Annotated in this window: 15 protein-coding genes; 9 read left to right on the top strand and 6 right to left on the bottom strand. The window is 39.6% G+C overall.

Translation table 11 applies throughout. The features are described 5' to 3' along the window. Positions 1 to 71: 71 nt before the first annotated feature. Positions 72 to 1961: a bifunctional glutathionylspermidine amidase/synthase gene (gss, locus tag KKW16_RS04860; RefSeq protein ID WP_215767988.1), complete on the bottom strand. Its 1890-nt coding sequence runs from the start codon at positions 1959 to 1961 to the stop codon at positions 72 to 74. Between the two features lie 230 nt (positions 1962 to 2191). Between gss and yedE the strand changes: the two genes are divergently transcribed. The 6 genes from yedE to KKW16_RS04830 all read left to right on the top strand — a co-directional run bounded on the left by yedE (position 2192) and on the right by KKW16_RS04830 (position 9220). After that, the gene (gene yedE / locus KKW16_RS04855; protein WP_048952765.1) at positions 2192 to 3250 is read left to right on the top strand and encodes a YedE family putative selenium transporter; all 1059 of its coding nucleotides are present in this window, start codon (positions 2192 to 2194) and stop codon (positions 3248 to 3250) included. Positions 3251 to 3353: 103 nt separating this feature from the next. Beyond that, complete coding sequence (rnr, locus tag KKW16_RS04850) at positions 3354 to 5702, top strand: ribonuclease R (protein WP_215767987.1); 2349 nt, start codon at positions 3354 to 3356, stop codon at positions 5700 to 5702. 55 nt (positions 5703 to 5757) lie between these two features. Further along, positions 5758 to 6501 carry a 23S rRNA (guanosine(2251)-2'-O)-methyltransferase RlmB gene (gene rlmB, locus KKW16_RS04845; RefSeq protein WP_111407656.1) on the top strand — a complete coding sequence of 248 codons (744 nt, stop codon included), beginning with the start codon at positions 5758 to 5760 and terminating at the stop codon, positions 6499 to 6501. Between the two features lie 211 nt (positions 6502 to 6712). Next, positions 6713 to 7255, top strand: a complete 543-nt coding sequence (gene aroK, locus KKW16_RS04840) for a shikimate kinase AroK (protein WP_048952768.1) — start codon at positions 6713 to 6715, stop codon at positions 7253 to 7255. Positions 7256 to 7275: 20 nt separating this feature from the next. After that, a complete protein-coding gene (gene aroB, locus KKW16_RS04835; RefSeq protein ID WP_048952769.1) occupies positions 7276 to 8364 on the top strand; it encodes a 3-dehydroquinate synthase in 1089 nt (362 codons plus the stop codon). Between the two features lies 1 nt (position 8365). After that, a complete protein-coding gene (locus KKW16_RS04830) occupies positions 8366 to 9220 on the top strand; it encodes a Dam family site-specific DNA-(adenine-N6)-methyltransferase (RefSeq protein WP_111407655.1) in 855 nt (284 codons plus the stop codon). Here the strand turns inward: KKW16_RS04830 and KKW16_RS04825 are convergent. Further along, positions 9210 to 9539: a DciA family protein gene (locus tag KKW16_RS04825; RefSeq protein WP_048952771.1), complete on the bottom strand. Its 330-nt coding sequence runs from the start codon at positions 9537 to 9539 to the stop codon at positions 9210 to 9212. The two genes, KKW16_RS04830 and KKW16_RS04825, sit on opposite strands and share 11 nt — an antisense overlap. 78 nt (positions 9540 to 9617) lie before the next feature. Between KKW16_RS04825 and secM the strand changes: the two genes are divergently transcribed. From secM to mutT, 3 genes are all read left to right on the top strand, one after another. Beyond that, positions 9618 to 9920, top strand: a complete 303-nt coding sequence (gene secM / locus KKW16_RS04820) for a secA translation cis-regulator SecM (protein WP_048952772.1) — start codon at positions 9618 to 9620, stop codon at positions 9918 to 9920. Positions 9921 to 10044: 124 nt separating this feature from the next. Then, the gene (secA, locus tag KKW16_RS04815; protein ID WP_111407654.1) at positions 10045 to 12750 is read left to right on the top strand and encodes a preprotein translocase subunit SecA; all 2706 of its coding nucleotides are present in this window, start codon (positions 10045 to 10047) and stop codon (positions 12748 to 12750) included. Between the two features lie 64 nt (positions 12751 to 12814). Beyond that, on the top strand, positions 12815 to 13225 hold the full coding sequence (gene mutT, locus KKW16_RS04810; protein ID WP_111407653.1) for an 8-oxo-dGTP diphosphatase MutT: 411 nt from the start codon (positions 12815 to 12817) through the stop codon (positions 13223 to 13225). An 82-nt stretch (positions 13226 to 13307) separates the two neighbouring features. Here mutT and holA read toward each other — a convergent pair whose 3' ends face one another. The 4 genes from holA to yggU form a co-directional block, all read right to left on the bottom strand. Then, a complete protein-coding gene (gene holA / locus KKW16_RS04805; RefSeq protein ID WP_111407652.1) occupies positions 13308 to 14342 on the bottom strand; it encodes a DNA polymerase III subunit delta in 1035 nt (344 codons plus the stop codon). Next, positions 14342 to 14845 (bottom strand): LPS-assembly lipoprotein LptE, encoded by a 504-nt coding sequence (locus tag KKW16_RS04800; RefSeq protein WP_111407651.1) that lies wholly within the window; start codon positions 14843 to 14845, stop codon positions 14342 to 14344. The genes holA and KKW16_RS04800 overlap by 1 nt, the downstream gene beginning before the upstream one ends. A 95-nt stretch (positions 14846 to 14940) precedes the next feature. Beyond that, positions 14941 to 17526 carry a leucine--tRNA ligase gene (gene leuS, locus KKW16_RS04795; RefSeq protein ID WP_111407650.1) on the bottom strand — a complete coding sequence of 862 codons (2586 nt, stop codon included), beginning with the start codon at positions 17524 to 17526 and terminating at the stop codon, positions 14941 to 14943. Between the two features lie 127 nt (positions 17527 to 17653). Next, positions 17654 to 17941, bottom strand: coding sequence for a DUF167 family protein YggU (yggU, locus tag KKW16_RS04790; RefSeq protein ID WP_111407649.1), 288 nt, complete (start codon positions 17939 to 17941; stop codon positions 17654 to 17656). Between the last annotated feature and the right edge of the window lie 67 nt (positions 17942 to 18008).

The raw sequence follows: 18008 nt of genomic DNA, 5'->3' as shown, positions 1-18008 counted from the left end.
AGTAATAGATTTAAACCAATAATGCACACAAATAAGTCAATTCACTTCTGTGAAATGATTCGATTGCTCTTTTATTGTTCAAAGAATGCTTTATCCTTCAACACTCTCAAAGGCTGCATATCACTATTCCCCATGATGACACGACTTGAATCGGAACGTAAGCAAGTGCCGCCATAATGTCCTCCAACAGTAAAAGTACAGACTTGCAAATATTGATCTTCCACTTGTGGTAAGCACCAAAGTTGTTGATAAATACTATCTTGCTGACCAAACTGTCCATCGGTTGTGTCTAACATGGAATTATTTTCACCAATCAATTTAACATTATCACCTCGGCGACCTGCAATTGGTTTTTGTGCGTAGCCGTTTTGGATTAAGTCTGGTGTGAGATGAAAACTTGCCTCTAACAAATAACGATGATTAGGGAATAAAGACCAAAGCACAGGCAAAATCGCCTTATTACTTGGAATTGCCGTCCAAAGTGGTTCATAAACCAACACTTCTGGGCGGAGTAGTACGTCAATTAACCGCACTTTATCTTCAGGATAACCTGTGCGAATAGGTGGAGCGACTTCCATTCCTGTTGCATCTTCACGAAGTTGTTCCAGCATGGTTTCCCACGCCCAGGTTTTCCAAACAGTTTGAACTTGGTTATTTTCATCATCAATCAGGCGACCACGATTATCCCAATGTAATCCTTCTGTGCCATGAATAATTTTGGCTTGAAATCCCGCCTGTACTAATGCCTGTTGCATAAACATGGCATGATAATCTTCTTCATCATCGTGATCTTGCAGAATATGAACTAATTTTGAGGCTTGGCTATGTTGCCAACAATCAGCTAACGCATTACGCAAACCATCTGATGGATTTTCCCCCAATACGCCACCAGCTTGTTTTGCCCAACGATTCATAATATCGCCTGCTTCTGCATGGCAAGAAGCTGAGTCAGCATTATATTCATAGACTTTCAAACCTCGTTCACTCATACAGAAATCTAAACGACCTGTAATCGTCTGATAACGGCGATTTTGCCAAGAAAGTCTTAAGCGTGGCCAAAGGAGCTTCGGAATATTAAAATACTGTAACAGGTTATCATCTTTAAGTACCTTGTCTGTCGCATGTAAATACATTAAATGCAGTTCATTAGTGGCGTGAATCAATTCTTGTTGAGCACTTTCAGACATAGCAAAATAGCAATACTGATCAGAATGGCTCACTTTATGTCCGCTCATTGCCTTAATATATGCTGCATCAAATGGCTCATTTTCATTTAACCATTTCCCATTAAATTGACCGTGATTGTCAACATGATGAGCTTGTAACTGAAGTGCGGTGGATTTTGGGAAAGGTTGAGGCTCTGAAAATTCAGTATCATTTGTTTGAATCATCCAGCCAAGAATTGTTGTATCATCGAAAGTATCTTGTAGAAAATAGCCTTGTTCTGAAACAATCATCGGCAATTCACGCGTCCATTGCTGACCACTCGGCAAGCGAGAATGAATCACATTTTGCTCGGCGATTCGAACGCTATCAGGCAAAACCTCGGTGATAATTGCCACATGCCCCGTGTGTTTAAATTCGCCCCCTTCTTGCCAAATTAATAAGGAGCCTGCTAGAGGTTTACGTTTACAACCATTAGAAAATGCCTGCAAGGGCAACAAGGCATCGTTCACCACTTGGCGTAAAAAACGTAAAGAAAAGATCTCGTACGCCATACCAACATCGGCAAACACAACACCATGATTGAGATATAAATAACGACGTGCAAATTCCACACACTGCCATTTATAGCCCATATATTCTCGCCCTAGATAACTCCGGAATGAAGCATCATTCGGGAACTCTTTATCATCTGCAGTATTATAATCTGAGGAATAAATTGCCACGCCACCAGGCGCATATCCAAGCAAGCTACCAAAAGGATCGTGGGTAATGATATTGGCTGAACGTTCTGTCATAGTATCTTCCGAGTAAAAAGTGAACGCAGTTAGTATAGATCTTTTATTTTCATTACGACAATCAATAAAAATTTTACCGCACTTTTTTTTCGTAGCAAATTTTTGATTTATCTCATCTTTTCATCAAAACATTCTTTACCATTTAACTTCTTAGATTAAAATGAACGTGCTTTTCGAGTATTCGAAAGTACACAATTTAGTTTAACTTTAGATATCACAAGGGTTTCATTATGAAAGGATCAAAATGGCCTGTGGTTGCAGGTGCTGCACTTGGTATCATCGCTCCACTACTTACTTATAGCGGAAATCCCGGCAATATGGGATTCTGCGCAGCCTGTTTCTTACGCGATACAGCTGGCTCCATTGGCTTACATCAAGCCGCTCCACTTCAATACATCCGCCCCGAGCTCATCGGATTAATTTTCGGTGCGTTAGTGAGTGCATTATTTGCAAAAGAATTCCGTGCTCGTGGTGGTTCATCGCCATTTATTCGCTTAATTTTAGGGGCATTTGCCATGATTGGTGCCCTAACATTCTTAGGTTGTCCATGGCGTGCATATTTGCGTTTAGGCGGTGGCGATTTATCTGCGATTGCTGGTATTGTCGGTTTATTTGTCGGTGTACTAGGTGGAATCTTCTTTAGCAATCGAGGTTTTTCTCTCGGTAAAGCAAAAGAACAAGCCCCTGTTACAGGGTGGATTTCTGTCATTATCGCGGGTTTATTACTTATTGGCGTTATCACACAATTTAGTTTTGGCGAAGGTTTACCCCTTTATTTCTCACAAAAAGGCCCCGGCGCACAACATGCATTTTGGGCATTATCTTTAGCAGGCGGGCTAATCATAGGCGTATTAATGCAAAAATCACGTTTCTGCTCAATTGGCGCATTCCGTAATTTTATTCTATTCCGTGATTCTTCGTTATTGAACGGTGTCATCGCTTTAGTGGTATTTGCTGCTATTACCAATGCTTTACTTGGTCAATTCCATTTAGGTTTTGAACAACAACCTGGTGCACATAATCAATATCTTTGGAACTTCCTCGGCATGGCACTTTGCGGCTTGTGCTTCGCCCTTGGCGGTGGTTGCCCAGGCAAACATTTAGTTCATCTTGGTGAAGGCGATAATGACTCCGCTATTTTTGTGCTTGGTATGCTTTTAGGTGCAGCTGCTGCGCATCGTTTAAGCCTTGCAGCTTCAGGCTCTGGCATTGGTGAATTCACCCCTTACGCTTTAGTTCTTGGATTTATATTCTGTGCCTATATTGGCTTTACCAAAAAATCGGCTTAAGTCACTTTCTATCTGCACTCATCACGAGTGCAGATTTTCTTTTCCTTGCATTATCCCCCTTACAGTGTCAAACTCTCCGAACTTTTTAAAACTGTAAAAAATAATGACAAAAAAACGTAAAAACTTAATCAACCAAGATCCGCATTACAAACGAGAATTGGAAAAATACGGTAATCCAATCCCGAGCCGTGAATTTATTTTAAGCGTTATTCGAGACAATAATGCACCGATGAATCGGGATGAAATTTTGACCGCACTTTCCATTCGAAATGAAGATCAAATAGAAGCGATGCGTCGCCGATTACGAGCGATGGAAAATGACGGCCAATTAGTGTTCACCAAACGTAAACGCTATGCCTTACCAGAAAAATTAGATTTATTTAAAGGCTCGGTAATTGGTCATCGCGAAGGTTTCGGTTTTTTACAGGTCGATGGCAAAAAAGATGATTTATTCATTCCGAACCATCAAATGCAAAGAGTCATGCATGGGGATTTTGTCTTAGCGCAACCTGCTGGATTAGATCGTCGTGGTCGCCGAGAAGTGCGAATTGTGCGCGTATTAGAAAGCCCTAAAAAACAAATTGTGGGTCGCTTTTTCTTAGAAAACGGTTTTAGCTATGTGGTACCTGATGACAGCAGAATTGGCCGAGATATTCTCGTGCCTAATGAACATCGTAATGGCGCTCGCATGGGACAAGTTGTGGTTGTCGAATTGCAAGAACGTTCAGCCAGTTTTAACCAGCCAATAGGCGTAATCACTGAGATCCTAGGCGATAATATGGCGAAAGGAATGGAAGTGGAAATCGCCTTGCGTAACCACGATATCCCCCATAAGTTTCCAAGTGCAGTGGAAAAATACGTCAAAAAATTCACTGAAGAAGTCCCTGAAGAAGCAAAAAAGGGTCGTGTGGATTTACGCAATTTACCGCTTGTGACCATTGATGGTGAAGATGCTCGCGATTTTGACGATGCCGTTTATTGTGAAAAACACGGCAAAGGCTGGAAACTTTGGGTCGCGATTGCTGATGTCAGTTATTACGTACGTTTACGTTCTGCTTTGGATGTGGAAGCGCATAATCGTGGTAACTCAGTCTATTTTCCGAACCGAGTTGTACCAATGTTACCTGAAATTTTATCCAACGGCTTATGCTCTCTGAACCCACAAGTGGATCGCTTGTGTATGGTGTGTGAGATGCAAATTTCTGCCAAAGGTAAGCTCACAGATTATCGCTTTTATGAAGCAGTGATGAATTCTCATGCCCGCCTCACTTATACCAAAGTAGCAAAAATGCTTGAAGGCGATGAGGAATTACGCACTCGTTATTCTACGCTTGTGCCTCATTTAGAAGAACTTTATAAACTCTATCAAGCTTTGCTTAGTGCACGTCATCAACGTGGTGCGATCGATTTTGAAACCATTGAAACTAAGTTTATTTTCAATGCAATGGGGCGAATCGAGCGCATTGAACCCGTTATTCGTAACGATGCCCACAAAATCATTGAGGAATGTATGATTCTTGCGAATATCGCAGCAGCCAATTTTATGGAAAAACATAAAGAGCCTGCGTTATATCGTATTCATGCCACCCCGAGCGAAGAAAAATTAACATCGTTCCGCACTTTCTTAAGTGAGTTTGGTTTAACTTTAGAAGGCGGATTAAAACCAACCACAAAAGACTATGCTGCGCTCTTAGAAAAAGTTAAAGAACGACCTGATCATGAACTTATTCAAACAATGTTGCTACGTTCATTAAGCCAAGCTGTCTATCATGCTGATAATATTGGGCACTTTGGTTTGGCTTTGGAAGAGTATGCACACTTTACTTCGCCAATTCGCCGTTATCCAGACTTAACACTTCATCGAGGCATCAAGTATTTACTCGCTAAAGAACAAGGAGCAAAACGTAAAACAACTGATACTGGCGGTTATCATTACTCTTTTGATGAAATGGATTTACTTGGCAATCACTGTTCAATGACGGAACGCCGTGCTGACGACGCAACTCGTGAAGTGGCAGATTGGTTGAAATGCGAATATATGCAAGATCATGTTGGCGGTGAATTTAGCGGTGTTATTTCATCTGTGACTGGATTTGGTTTATTTGTACGCTTAGATGACTTATTCATCGATGGTTTAGTCCATATTTCCACCTTAGAAAACGATTATTACCAATTCGATGCAACAAAACAGCGTTTAATTGGAGAAAATAGCGGAATACAATATCGCTTAGGCGATAAAGTTCGCATCAAAGTTGAAGCAGTACATTTAGAAAATAAAATGGTCGATTTCTCGCTGATGGGGAGTGAACGTAAACCTCGTCGAGCTGGAAAAACCGCGAAAGAAAAAGCCAAGAAAGTCTTTAAAGAGCTACCGTCTAAAGCATCCAAAAAACGGAAAAGTGCGGTAAAAAAGAAAGAAGTTTCGAAGAAAACATCTAGAAAACGAAAATAATTCACTTCCTATTTTAAGAATGAATTAAAAATTCAAATAAGAAAAAGAGAAATTTATGTCAGAACAAATCTATGGCATTCATGCTGTTAATAGTATTTTAACCCATTCACCAGAACGTTTAATTGAAGTCTTCGTGCTTAAAGGCCGTGAAGATAAACGTCTACAGCCACTCTTAAATGAGCTTTATTCCCTAGGAATTGGTGTGCAATTCGTTAATCGACAAACACTTGATAAAAAAGCCGATGGTGAGGTTCATCAGGGTGTCATTGCTCGAGTACAAGCGGCAAAAGAACTTAATGAAAATGATCTTGATGAAATTCTTGCGAATAAACAAAATCCGCTTTTATTAGTTTTGGATGGTGTGACGGATCCACACAACTTAGGAGCATGTTTGCGAACAGCTGATGCAGCGGGCGCAGCAGCCGTGATCGTACCGAAAGATAAATCGGCACAATTAACATCTATCGCGCGTAAAGTTGCTTGTGGTGCTGCAGAAACCGTACCGTTAATTCGTGTAACCAATCTTTCTCGCACACTACGCGATTTACAGCAAAATCATAATATTTGGGTGGTTGGCACTGCTGGCGAAGCCACTGAAACCATTTATCAAAGCAAACTGACAGGGCCACTAGCACTTGTTATGGGAGCTGAAGGCGAAGGAATGCGTCGTTTAACGCGTGAACATTGCGATCAACTGATTAGCATTCCAATGGCTGGTTCAGTTTCATCATTAAATGTATCTGTCGCAACAGGGGTATGTTTATTTGAAATTGTGCGTCAGCGTTTAGCATACATTTAAGTTAGAAGCGTTGTAAATTTCACCGCTATTTTATTTTCCTTTTTCGTTAAAGAAAATAAATTCCCTCAAAAGGTTGAAAAATAGGGGGATTTATTGCGATAATTTAAACCATTTCGGGAAAATCTTTTTAACTGCTGAAGTTTATTTTGGCTTGTTTATTTTTTGTTAGAAAGATTAGATTTTTATTTCACCTTTAAATTAGATAAGAACAATGGCGGAAAAACGTAATATTTTTTTAGTCGGGCCAATGGGGGCAGGAAAAAGCACGATTGGTCGTCAGTTAGCGCAACAGTTAAATATGGATTTTGTTGATTCGGATGCTGTAATTGAAGAACGTGCTGGCGCAGATATTAGCTGGATTTTTGATCTGGAAGGCGAAGAGGGCTTCCGCAAACGTGAAGAACGTATTCTTAACGAACTCACTCAAATGCAGGGGATTGTCCTGTCTACTGGTGGAGGAGCAGTGCTTTCTAAAGATAGCCGTAATTATTTATCTGCACGTGGTATTGTAATTTATTTAGAAACTACTGTAGAAAAACAATTTCAACGTACTCAGCGTGACAAAAAACGTCCGCTGTTGCAAGGCGCAGAAGATCCTCGTCAAGTATTGGAAGAGTTGGCAAAAATTCGTAATCCACTTTATGAGGAAGTAGCTGACATCACCCTACCTACAGATGAGCAAAATGCCAAAGTAATGGTAAACCAGATTGTTGAACTCATCGATAATATGAATGGATTAAATGGCGCACTTTAAGTGTGTCTAAGGATAAATTTATGCTGTGCGTAAACGTGGAATTACAGGAGCGTCGTTACCCAATTTTAATTGGTAATGGACTATTGCAAGATGAACGCAGTTATCCGGTTAAGCGAGGAGAGCGCGTGATGATTGTGACGAATCCCACGGTTGCACAGTTTTACTTAGATACGGTAACATTTGCGCTAAAAAAACGCGGATGCGAAGTCGATCATGTTCTTTTGCCCGATGGTGAGAAGTATAAAACGCTTGAATCCTTAAATTTAATTTTTACTGCGCTTTTACAAGGTAATCATGGGCGTGATACAACAATTATAGCACTAGGTGGTGGTGTGATTGGTGATGTGGCAGGATTTGCCGCAGCCAGTTATCAACGAGGAGTACGATTAATTCAAATTCCAACCACTTTACTTTCCCAAGTGGATTCTTCTGTTGGAGGAAAAACAGCAGTGAATCATGAACTTGGGAAAAATATGATCGGTGCATTTTATCAGCCCTCTATGGTTATTATTGATACGCATACTCTTGGCACGTTACCAAAACGTGAAGTAAATGCAGGGTTGGCTGAAGTAATAAAATATGGCGCAATTTTAGATTACGAATTTTTTGAATGGCTTGAAGCTCATATTGATGAGCTTGTTGCATTAAATAACGAATCCCTACAACATTGTATTGCTCGTTGCTGTCAAATTAAAGCGGATGTAGTTGCTCGTGATGAAACAGAAAAAGGTGATCGAGCTTTACTTAATCTTGGTCATACCTTTGGACATGCGATTGAAACTCATCTCGGCTATGGTAACTGGCTCCATGGTGAAGCGGTATCTACCGGAATGATGATGGCAGCCGCGCTTTCCGAGCAGTTGGGTGATATTTCTGTAGCAGATGTTTCACGCTTAGAAAAATTACTCGCACGCGCTAATTTGCCCACCTTATCACCGGATTCGATGCAGCCGGAGGACTATTTACCGCATATGATGCGAGATAAAAAAGTTCTAGCAGGTAAGTTGCGTCTGGTGTTACTTAAATCACTAGGTCAAGCTTATATAGTAACTGATACTGATAAGGATCTTGTGTTAAACGCTATTAAGCGTTGTACCCAAATGGACTAAGATGTTACGTCCAAAAAAACATTCCCTAAAACCGAAACTTAAACACCGTCCATTTTTGAAATGGGCTGGTGGGAAGTTTCGTTTAACAGATGAAATTAATAATATCTTTCCTAAGAGAAAACAATGTCTTATTGAACCGTTCGTCGGAGCAGGGGCCGTTTTTTTAAACTCGAATTTTGAGCGCTATATTTTGGCTGATATTAATCCTGATTTAATTAATCTTTTTAATATAGTGAAAGAAAATGTAGATGTTTACATTGAGGCTTGTAAAACCATTTTTTTTGCCCCTAATGCGAATGATCCTGATTACTACTATGACAAACGTCGCCAATTTAATGCTTCAACTGATCCTTTTGAACGATCTGTACTTTTTCTCTACTTAAATCGCTTTGGGTTTAATGGACTATGCCGTTATAACAGCAGAAATGAATTTAATGTGCCTTTTGGCGCATATAAAACGCATTATTTCCCAGAGGACGAGTTACGTTATTTTGCACATAAGGCACAAAGTGCAATATTTTTATGTAGCGATTTTCAGCAAACATTTGCATTAGCTGATAAAGATTCGGTGATTTACTGCGATCCACCTTATGCTCCCTTACTGCAGGATTCAAATTTTACGAGCTATGCGGGTAATGAGTTTAGTTGTGAGCATCAACTCATTTTAGCTGAACTCGCAAAATTTACACAAAAAGAAAAACAAATTTCGGTTTTAATATCTAACCACGATACCAAATTTACCCGAGAAATTTATAAGGGGGCTAAATTTAAACGTGTGAAAGTACAACGCTCGATTAGCCAGAGCTCAGAAAAACGAGTAAAAGTAAGAGAGTTGATTGCGATTTTTAAGGTATAATTTTTGATAGCTCAGGGTTTATAACGATATCCAATTTTATGATTTGTGGAAAATCCTCTTGAATTAATTTTATAAGTTCAGTTTGACGAAATAAGATTCCTTGACGCACTATTGCATTCGATACTTCTAAAAAAAGACTATTACCGTTAACGGAACCAATACGAAATTTGCCGTGAAATTCCTGTGGAAAAATGCGGTTAAATTTTTGATTCAGTTCATTGATAGCAAGACCTTTTTTCATTATTTTGGCAAAGGGCGATTGCTCAAGCACATCCATAATATTGACTGCTTTTTGATAACGCTCAGCCTTGTTTTCCATAAAGTCTGCCCCCAGTAAATGACATTAGTTTAGATTTCCGCTACAATACACGCAATTTTCATAATAAACAACGAGATGATGATTTCAGGCACTGTCAAACCGAATTTTTGGTCGCGATTACTTTTAAGTATCATCGCGATTTTTGCTTTGCCTAACGCACAAAGTTTTGAAAATCAAAATAATGCAGAAAATTATTCTTCAAGTGTTTCCATTCAACAAGCGTTAGAGACGGTAAAAGTTGCACGTGAAGTGCAACGACAAGCCATTCCTCAACCTTCAATTTCCCACCAAACTGAAAAACAACTTAAAATTCAACCGCACTTTTTGGTTGAAGTGTTGAATCCTAGTGCGCCAATTCGAGCAGGCCCTTTGCTTATTTAATTTTCTGTTTTCTGTAAAGAATATTGCTATTGAAATAGCGATATTTTTAAAAAATTATTGTGCATGAAATAAAGTATTTCATACGCATTTAACTATTTAACTTATATATTTAAAAAGAGAAATTATGAGCATTTTAACGAAAATTTTTGGCAGCCGTAACGACCGTATTTTACGTAAATTAAGAAAACAAGTTGCAAAAATCAATAAATTAGAACCTGAGTTTGAAGCCCTCACAGATGAACAACTTCGTGCAAAAACAGATGAATTCCGTCAACGTTTAAGTGCGGGCGAAACTTTGCAACAAATTTTACCAGAAGCATTCGCAACGGTACGTGAAGCAAGTAAGCGCGTGCTTGGTATGAGACATTTTGATGTTCAGCTTATTGGCGGAATGGTATTGACTAACCGCTGTATCGCAGAAATGCGTACTGGTGAAGGTAAAACATTAACGGCGACTTTGCCTTGTTATTTAATCGCACTTGAAGGTAAAGGCGTTCATGTTGTGACGGTGAATGATTATCTTGCTCGCCGAGACGCAGAAACCAACCGTCCGTTATTTGAATTTTTGGGCATGAGTGTAGGCGTAAATATTCCTGGTTTACCGCCGGAAGAAAAACGTGCCGCTTATGCAGCAGATATTACTTATGCAACCAATAGTGAACTTGGTTTTGACTACTTACGTGACAACTTAGCTCACTCAAAAGAAGAGCGTTTCCAACGTACTTTAGGGTATGCGCTGGTGGATGAAGTAGATTCCATCTTAATTGATGAAGCCCGTACGCCATTGATTATTTCTGGTCAAGCGGAAGACAGTTCTGCGCTTTATATTGCAGTCAATAAACTGATTCCAAACTTAATTAAACAGGAAAAAGAAGATACAGAAGAATATCAAGGCGAAGGGGACTTTACTTTAGATCTTAAATCTAAACAGGCACATTTAACGGAACGTGGCCAAGAAAAAGTGGAAGATTGGTTGATTGCGCAAGGTTTAATGCCTGAAGGTGATTCTTTGTATTCTCCAGGTCGAATTGTATTGCTTCATCATGTTATGGCTGCCTTGCGTGCACACACATTGTTTGAAAAAGATGTCGATTACATTGTGAAAGATGGTGAAATCGTGATTGTTGATGAACATACTGGTCGAACAATGGCAGGGCGTCGCTGGTCAGATGGTTTACACCAAGCTATTGAGGCAAAAGAAGGGGTTGAAATTAAGAGCGAAAACCAAACTGTTGCGTCAATTTCTTACCAAAACTACTTCCGTTTATATGAGCGTCTTGCGGGTATGACGGGGACTGCGGATACCGAAGCGTTTGAGTTCCAACAAATTTACGGATTGGAAACCGTTGTGATTCCAACAAACCGCCCAATGATTCGTGATGATCGCACAGATGTGATGTTTGAAAATGAACAATATAAATTTAATGCGATTATTGAAGATATCAAAGATTGTGTAGAACGCCAGCAACCAGTATTAGTGGGGACGATTTCAGTAGAAAAATCGGAAGAGTTATCTAAGGCTTTAGATAAAGCGGGTATCAAACACAATGTGTTGAATGCGAAATTCCACCAACAAGAAGCGGAAATCGTGGCAGAAGCGGGTTATCCTGGTGCGGTGACTATCGCAACGAATATGGCGGGGCGCGGTACGGATATTATCCTTGGTGGTAACTGGAAAGCGCAGGCTGCCAAATTAGAAAATCCAACTCAAGAACAAATTGAAGCGCTTAAAGCTGAGTGGGAAAAGAACCACGAGATTGTAATGAAAGCAGGTGGTTTGCATATTATCGGTACGGAGCGTCATGAATCTCGCCGTATCGATAACCAGTTGCGTGGTCGTTCTGGTCGTCAAGGTGACCCAGGATCTTCTCGTTTCTACCTTTCTTTGGAGGACGGCTTAATGCGCATTTATTTGAATGAAGGTAAACTCAATTTAATGCGTAAAGCGTTCACCGTGCCTGGTGAGGCTATGGAATCGAAAATGTTGGCGAAAGTGATTGCATCTGCTCAAGCAAAAGTTGAGGCTTTCCATTTCGATGGCCGTAAAAACCTACTTGAATATGATGATGTTGCAAATGACCAACGTCATGCAATTTATGAGCAACGCAATTATTTGCTTGATAATGATGATATTTCTGAAACTATCAACGCCATCCGCCACGATGTATTTAATAACGTGATTGATCAATATATTCCACCGCAATCTTTGGAAGAACAATGGGATATTAAAGGGCTTGAAGAACGCTTAGCTCAAGAGTTTGGTATGGAATTACCAATTTCTCATTGGCTGGAAGAAGATAATAATCTGCACGAAGAAAACTTGCGTGAACGCATCGTAGAAGTCGCCGAAAAAGAATATAAAGAAAAAGAAGCGCTGGCTGGTGAAGAAACCATGCGTAACTTTGAAAAAGGTGTCATGTTACAAACCTTAGATGAGCTTTGGAAAGAGCACTTAGCGGCGATGGATTATTTACGCCAAGGTATTCATTTACGTGGCTATGCGCAAAAAGATCCAAAACAAGAGTATAAAAAAGAATCTTTCCGTATGTTTACGGAAATGCTGGATTCTTTAAAACACCATGTTATCACGACTTTAACGCGTGTACGTGTGCGTACTCAAGAAGAAATGGAAGAAGCTGAACGAGCTCGTCAGGAGATGGCTGCTCGTATCAATCAAAATAATTTACCTGTGGATGAAAATGGTCAGGCAATCCAAAATTCAGATTCTGAAGATTATTCAGATCGTCGCATTGGACGCAATGAGCCTTGTCCTTGTGGTTCGGGTAAAAAATATAAGCATTGTCATGGTAGTCGTGCTGCTCGCCATTAATGATTGGCCAAAGTGCGGTGATTTTTCACCGCACTTTTTTCATAGATGCTATTGGATAGAAGAAATGGATAAAAAAATTATACAAGTTTCTGCAGGTATTATTCGTAATGAGTTTGGTCAGATCTATTTAACGCAGCGTTTAGAAGGACAGGATTTTGCGCAATCTTTAGAATTTCCAGGTGGAAAAGTGGATGCGCGGGAAACCCCAGAACAGGCTTTAAAACGTGAACTGGAAGAGGAAATTGGCATTGTGGTATTAAATGCTCAACTTTACGAGCGCTTCCAATTTGAATATCCAACAAAGATTATTTCTTTTTTCTTTTATGTCGTAGATGAATGGATTGGTGAGCCTTTTGGGCGAGAAGGGCAAGAAGGTTTTTGGGTTGAGCAACGTGCATTAGATGCAGGACAGTTTCCTCCCGCTAATGCAAAATTAATTCAGCGATTACTGAATGAAACAAATAATTCTCTTTAAAATAAACCCCAGTTTTTAGCTGGGGTTTATTTTTAATCTATTGATTGCAAAGAATGTGAATTCACGGCTGAAAAATAGTGCTCTACAAACAAATTTTTACAGATAAATCAGCAAGTTTAATCCACACTTCATCTCTAAATTCTTGCTTAGCAAGACGTTCTATATTGGCGAGCTCTTGAATAATTTCGTAGAGCTTTTGGTAGGTTAAACGTTGAATCGCACTTAAAAAGAGCGGTCGGCGATTTTGCCAGATTTTTAGACGGTCAAATTCAAGCTTAATTTGTTGAGTTGGAAGTTTTTCCGTTGTCATAATACGTTGCTGTGGTTTTGTGAGTTCAAGCAACGTAAATAATTCTCGCTGTAGTGTGCGTAATAAAATAACAGGTTGTACATCTTCAGCTTGTAACCCTTTTAAAATACGTTTAGCGCGATTTGCTTTTCCCATTAACAAAGCATCAATCCATTGAAATGGTGTAAAAATTGAGGATTGTTCTACTACGCTAATAACACGATTGTAGTTAAGTTTATGATCAGAATAGAGCAAATCTAAAAGCTGAAGAGCTTGTTTGAGCGCAAGCAGGTTATTCTCATAACTGTAACAAAGTTGTTGAATTGCTTCATCATCAGCTTCTAATTCCATCGCTTTGATACGATTTTTTACCCAACGAGGGAGATTTTCTGCTGTAGGTGTTTGACAATTTACAAGAATCGCATTGGTTTCATATTGGTTTAGTTCAACAAACCATGCTTGGTTTTCATTTGCTTTTGCTAGCTTTGCAATTTGTAAAATCAGCAAGATATCGTCATGTAGAACCGAAATAAATTCTTGCAGATTTTTCTGTAAAAGTGCGGTGAAATTTTCAGGTAAATTTAATACCATGACTTGTTTATTAAAAAACAATCCCATGGACTGACAGGATTCTATGAGTTGTGCCCAGTCAGTTTGACTATCAATCTGAATGTTATTTTTCTCATCGAATCCTTGTTGGTTGGCTGTTTTATAAATGGCATCTTCACTTTCACTCAGTAACAATGGATCTTGTCCTACCAAAAAGTAAACTTTGGCTAAACGTTGGGAAAGATGTTGATTGAGTTGCTCAGGGACGATGCGATTCATTATTTGTTTTTCACTTGTTTTTCTAATGCAACCATTTTAGTAATGAGCTGACGAGCAGCTTGTTCCCGCATATCATTCCAAATTACTTCTCGTTCGCTAGATTTAGCTAATGCTGCGCGAGAGTTATCAAAGAAAGTGCGGTTGACTTTTGCCGTGATTGGATGGCTTTCACCATTCGCTAAACGAATGCTAGCTTCCACTTCTAACATCAATACTTTTTCAGCTTCGCGTCCGCGTTTAAAGACGGAGGCAACTTCATCATTTGTGCGGAATTTATTTATGCGCAAAACAGGAATGCCTTGAGTAGAATTGACGAGTTGAACATTATTCGCTTGTAACTGATTGCGCATCGCTACTGACATTTCGCTGTATGGATCGGGGCTTTCAAATGTAAGAGTACGTAATTCTTGTGGAATTAATGTACCGTTTTGAAAATGCCAGCCGCAAGCAGAAAGCGCGGTAAAACCTGCTACAATAAACACTACTTTGATTGATTTAATCATAAAAATTACCTTTATTGTGGAGTGTACAAATTTAAAATCCATACACTAATAAAGATAGAATCTGTGAAATATCAATATTCCACAGATTCTACGGATTATGGTTTAACCACAAAATTCAACATTTTTAATGGAATATAGATCTCTTTAAGAATTTCTTTTCCATCAAGGAATTTTGCAACATTAGGATCTGCTTTAGCTGCTGCTTTAATTTCTTCTTCTGAAGATGTTGCAGGAACAGTCACTTTTCCACGAACTTTGCCATTTACTTGCACTACAATGAGTTTTTCATCTTCTACCATTGCGGCTTCATCAGCCTTCACCCATTCAGCGGTATCGATGTTGCTTTCATTTCCTAGCGCTTGCCATAATTCAAAGCAGATATGTGGTGTAATTGGATAAAGCATACGAACAACTGCACTTAATGCTTCCGCCATGACAGCACGATCTTGATCACTTTCTAAGGAAGCCTTAGTGAGTTTATTCATCAACTCCATTACTGCTGCAATCGCAGTATTAAATGTTTGACGGCGACCAATATCATCGCTCACTTTCGCAATCGTTTTATGTACTTCACGACGAAGCGCTTTTTGCGCTGCTGAAAGTGCGGTGATATCTAGGCTAGTTTTTGCTGGGTTTTGTTGATATTGATATACCAAATTCCAAACACGCCCTAAGAAACGTTTCGCACCTTCTACGCCAGATTCTTGCCATTCCAAGGTCATTTCTGCTGGAGAGGCAAACATCATGAACAGACGAACAGTATCGGCACCATATTTTTCTACCATTTCTTGTGGGTCAATACCGTTATTTTTCGATTTCGACATTTTGGTCATGCCACTGTGGACTAATTCACGCCCTTCAGGATCGGTGGCTTTAATGATGCGACCTTTCTCATCACGCTCAAGGGTCACTTGAGTTGGGCTTACCCAAATACGCTCATTGGTTGGACTTGTGTAGTAGAAGGCATCTGCAAGCACCATACCTTGACACAATAATTTATCGGCTGGCTCGTCACTGGTTACAAATCCCGCATCGCGTAATAATTTGTGGAAGAAACGGAAGTAGAGCAAGTGCATTGTTGCGTGTTCAATACCACCGATATATTGATCCACTGGTAACCAATAGTTTGCTTCTTCCGCATCAAGCATGCCATTTTGATATTGTGGACAAGTGTAGCGAGCGTAATACCAAGAGGATTCCATAAAGGTATCAAAGGTATCCGTTTCTTTGAATGCTGGTGCACCGTTAAGCGTTGTTTTTGCCCAGTTAGGATCAGCTTTAATTGGGCTTTTCACGCCATCCATTACCACATCTTCAGGAAGAATAATAGGTAAATCTTCCATTGGTGCAGGTACTACATCGCCATTTTCAAGGGTTAGCATAGGAATTGGCGCCCCCCAATAACGTTGGCGAGAAACACCCCAGTCACGTAAACGGTAATTCACTTGACGTTTTCCAACACCTAATTTTTCTAATTTATCTGCAATGCCATTGAAAGCGCCATCAAAATCTAAACCATCAAACTCAGCTGAGTTCACTAATTTACCGTGCTCAACGAAAGCTTGTTTGGTTAAATCAATTTCTTCATCTGCAAGAGGTGCGATCACTTGTTTAATTGGCAAACTGTATTTTTGAGCAAATTCAAAGTCACGTTGGTCGTGTGCAGGAACCGCCATGACAGCACCTGTGCCATAGTGCATTAACACGAAATTCGCAACCCAAATTGGTAATTTTTCCCCCGTCAATGGATGAATGGCAAACAAGCCCGTTGCCATTCCTTTTTTCTCCATTGTTGCAAGATCAGCTTCTGCTACTTTGGCGTTTTTCGCTTCTTGGATAAAGGCGGCTAATTCGGGATTGTTTTGAGCAGCCAAACTTGCTAATGGATGTGCTGCCGCAATGCCTAAATAACTCACGCCGTAAAAGGTATCTGGACGCGTGGTGTAAACCGCTACTTTTTCGTTGGTATCTGCAACATCAAAAGTAATTTCTACCCCTTCAGAACGACCGATCCAGTTACGTTGCATAGTTTTTACCATGTCTGGCCATTGTGGAAGGGTATTTAAACCACCTAATAATTGCTCTGCGTAGTCAGTAATTTTGATAAACCATTGTGGGATTTCTTTTTGTTCAACAGGTGTATCACAACGCCAGCAACAACCTTCGTGTACTTGCTCGTTTGCAAGTACGGTTTCATCATTCGGACACCAGTTTACGGTTGAGGTTTTTTTATACACTAAGCCTTTTTTGTAAAGCTCAGTGAAGAACCATTGTTCCCATTTGTAGTATTCTGGTTTACAGGTTGCGATTTCACGATCCCAGTCGAAACCAAAACCTAAAAGCTGAAGTTGTTTTTTCATGTAGGCAATGTTTTCGTATGTCCATTTAGCAGGTGCAGTTTTGTTTTTGATCGCAGCACCTTCTGCCGGTAAGCCGAAAGCATCCCAACCAAATGGTTGTAATACGTTTTTGCCTAGCATGCGTTGATAACGAGAAATTACATCACCAATAGTGTAGTTACGCACGTGCCCCATATGTAGGCGACCAGAAGGATACGGGAACATAGAAAGACAGTAATATTTTTCTTTAGATTCGTCTTTGATTGCTTTGAAAACTTTATTTTCTGCCCAATATTGTTGAACCTTTGGTTCGATCATATCGGGGCGATATTGTTCTTGCATAAAATCACCTTAAATTTTAACCGCACTTTTGCAGTATTTTGACAATAGAAAATGTGGCATAGAATACCGTAAAACGGCATAAATTGATAGCTTGAGAGTCCAAAGTGCGGTGATTTTTTCTTTGTTTTTACAATAGATTTTGAATTTCTTTTGGAATTAATTTGGGTTCAGGAATCCAAACTTGTTTGTGTCGGCTCAATTCCCCTTTTTCTAAAATAATACTGCTTTTGGGTACTTTGAAGGATTTACTTAAAAATTTCAATAAATGCGCATTTGCTTGACCATCAATGGGTGGTGCAGTAATGGTAATTTTTAATTCATCATTGTGAATGCCAGCAATATGATCTTTACTGGCTTTTGGCTGTAAGAATATTCTTAATCTAATACCGTCTTTATTTTGTTCAATCGCAGACATAAATTCTTCGTTTTTCTTATTTTTATTTATTATAAAAATGAATTATGTAAAAAATAAAGTGTAGATT

Origin of the sequence: Haemophilus sp. SZY H8 (assembly GCF_018829755.1) — a bacterium.
GTDB lineage: Bacteria > Pseudomonadota > Gammaproteobacteria > Enterobacterales > Pasteurellaceae > Haemophilus > Haemophilus haemolyticus_K.
This window is presented reverse-complemented; position numbering and strand designations above follow the sequence as displayed.

What these genes read in the sequence shown, in the direction of transcription:
- gss (WP_215767988.1), bottom strand. Translation starts at nt 1,961, where the DNA reads ATGACAGAACGTTCAGCCAATATCATTACCCACGATCCTTTTGGTAGC.
- yedE (WP_048952765.1), top strand. Translation starts at nt 2,192, where the DNA reads ATGAAAGGATCAAAATGGCCTGTGGTTGCAGGTGCTGCACTTGGTATC.
- rnr (WP_215767987.1), top strand. Translation starts at nt 3,354, where the DNA reads ATGACAAAAAAACGTAAAAACTTAATCAACCAAGATCCGCATTACAAA.
- rlmB (WP_111407656.1), top strand. Translation starts at nt 5,758, where the DNA reads ATGTCAGAACAAATCTATGGCATTCATGCTGTTAATAGTATTTTAACC.
- aroK (WP_048952768.1), top strand. Translation starts at nt 6,713, where the DNA reads ATGGCGGAAAAACGTAATATTTTTTTAGTCGGGCCAATGGGGGCAGGA.
- aroB (WP_048952769.1), top strand. Translation starts at nt 7,276, where the DNA reads ATGCTGTGCGTAAACGTGGAATTACAGGAGCGTCGTTACCCAATTTTA.
- KKW16_RS04830 (WP_111407655.1), top strand. Translation starts at nt 8,366, where the DNA reads ATGTTACGTCCAAAAAAACATTCCCTAAAACCGAAACTTAAACACCGT.
- KKW16_RS04825 (WP_048952771.1), bottom strand. Translation starts at nt 9,539, where the DNA reads ATGGAAAACAAGGCTGAGCGTTATCAAAAAGCAGTCAATATTATGGAT.
- secM (WP_048952772.1), top strand. Translation starts at nt 9,618, where the DNA reads ATGATTTCAGGCACTGTCAAACCGAATTTTTGGTCGCGATTACTTTTA.
- secA (WP_111407654.1), top strand. Translation starts at nt 10,045, where the DNA reads ATGAGCATTTTAACGAAAATTTTTGGCAGCCGTAACGACCGTATTTTA.
- mutT (WP_111407653.1), top strand. Translation starts at nt 12,815, where the DNA reads ATGGATAAAAAAATTATACAAGTTTCTGCAGGTATTATTCGTAATGAG.
- holA (WP_111407652.1), bottom strand. Translation starts at nt 14,342, where the DNA reads ATGAATCGCATCGTCCCTGAGCAACTCAATCAACATCTTTCCCAACGT.
- KKW16_RS04800 (WP_111407651.1), bottom strand. Translation starts at nt 14,845, where the DNA reads ATGATTAAATCAATCAAAGTAGTGTTTATTGTAGCAGGTTTTACCGCG.
- leuS (WP_111407650.1), bottom strand. Translation starts at nt 17,526, where the DNA reads ATGCAAGAACAATATCGCCCCGATATGATCGAACCAAAGGTTCAACAA.
- yggU (WP_111407649.1), bottom strand. Translation starts at nt 17,941, where the DNA reads ATGTCTGCGATTGAACAAAATAAAGACGGTATTAGATTAAGAATATTC.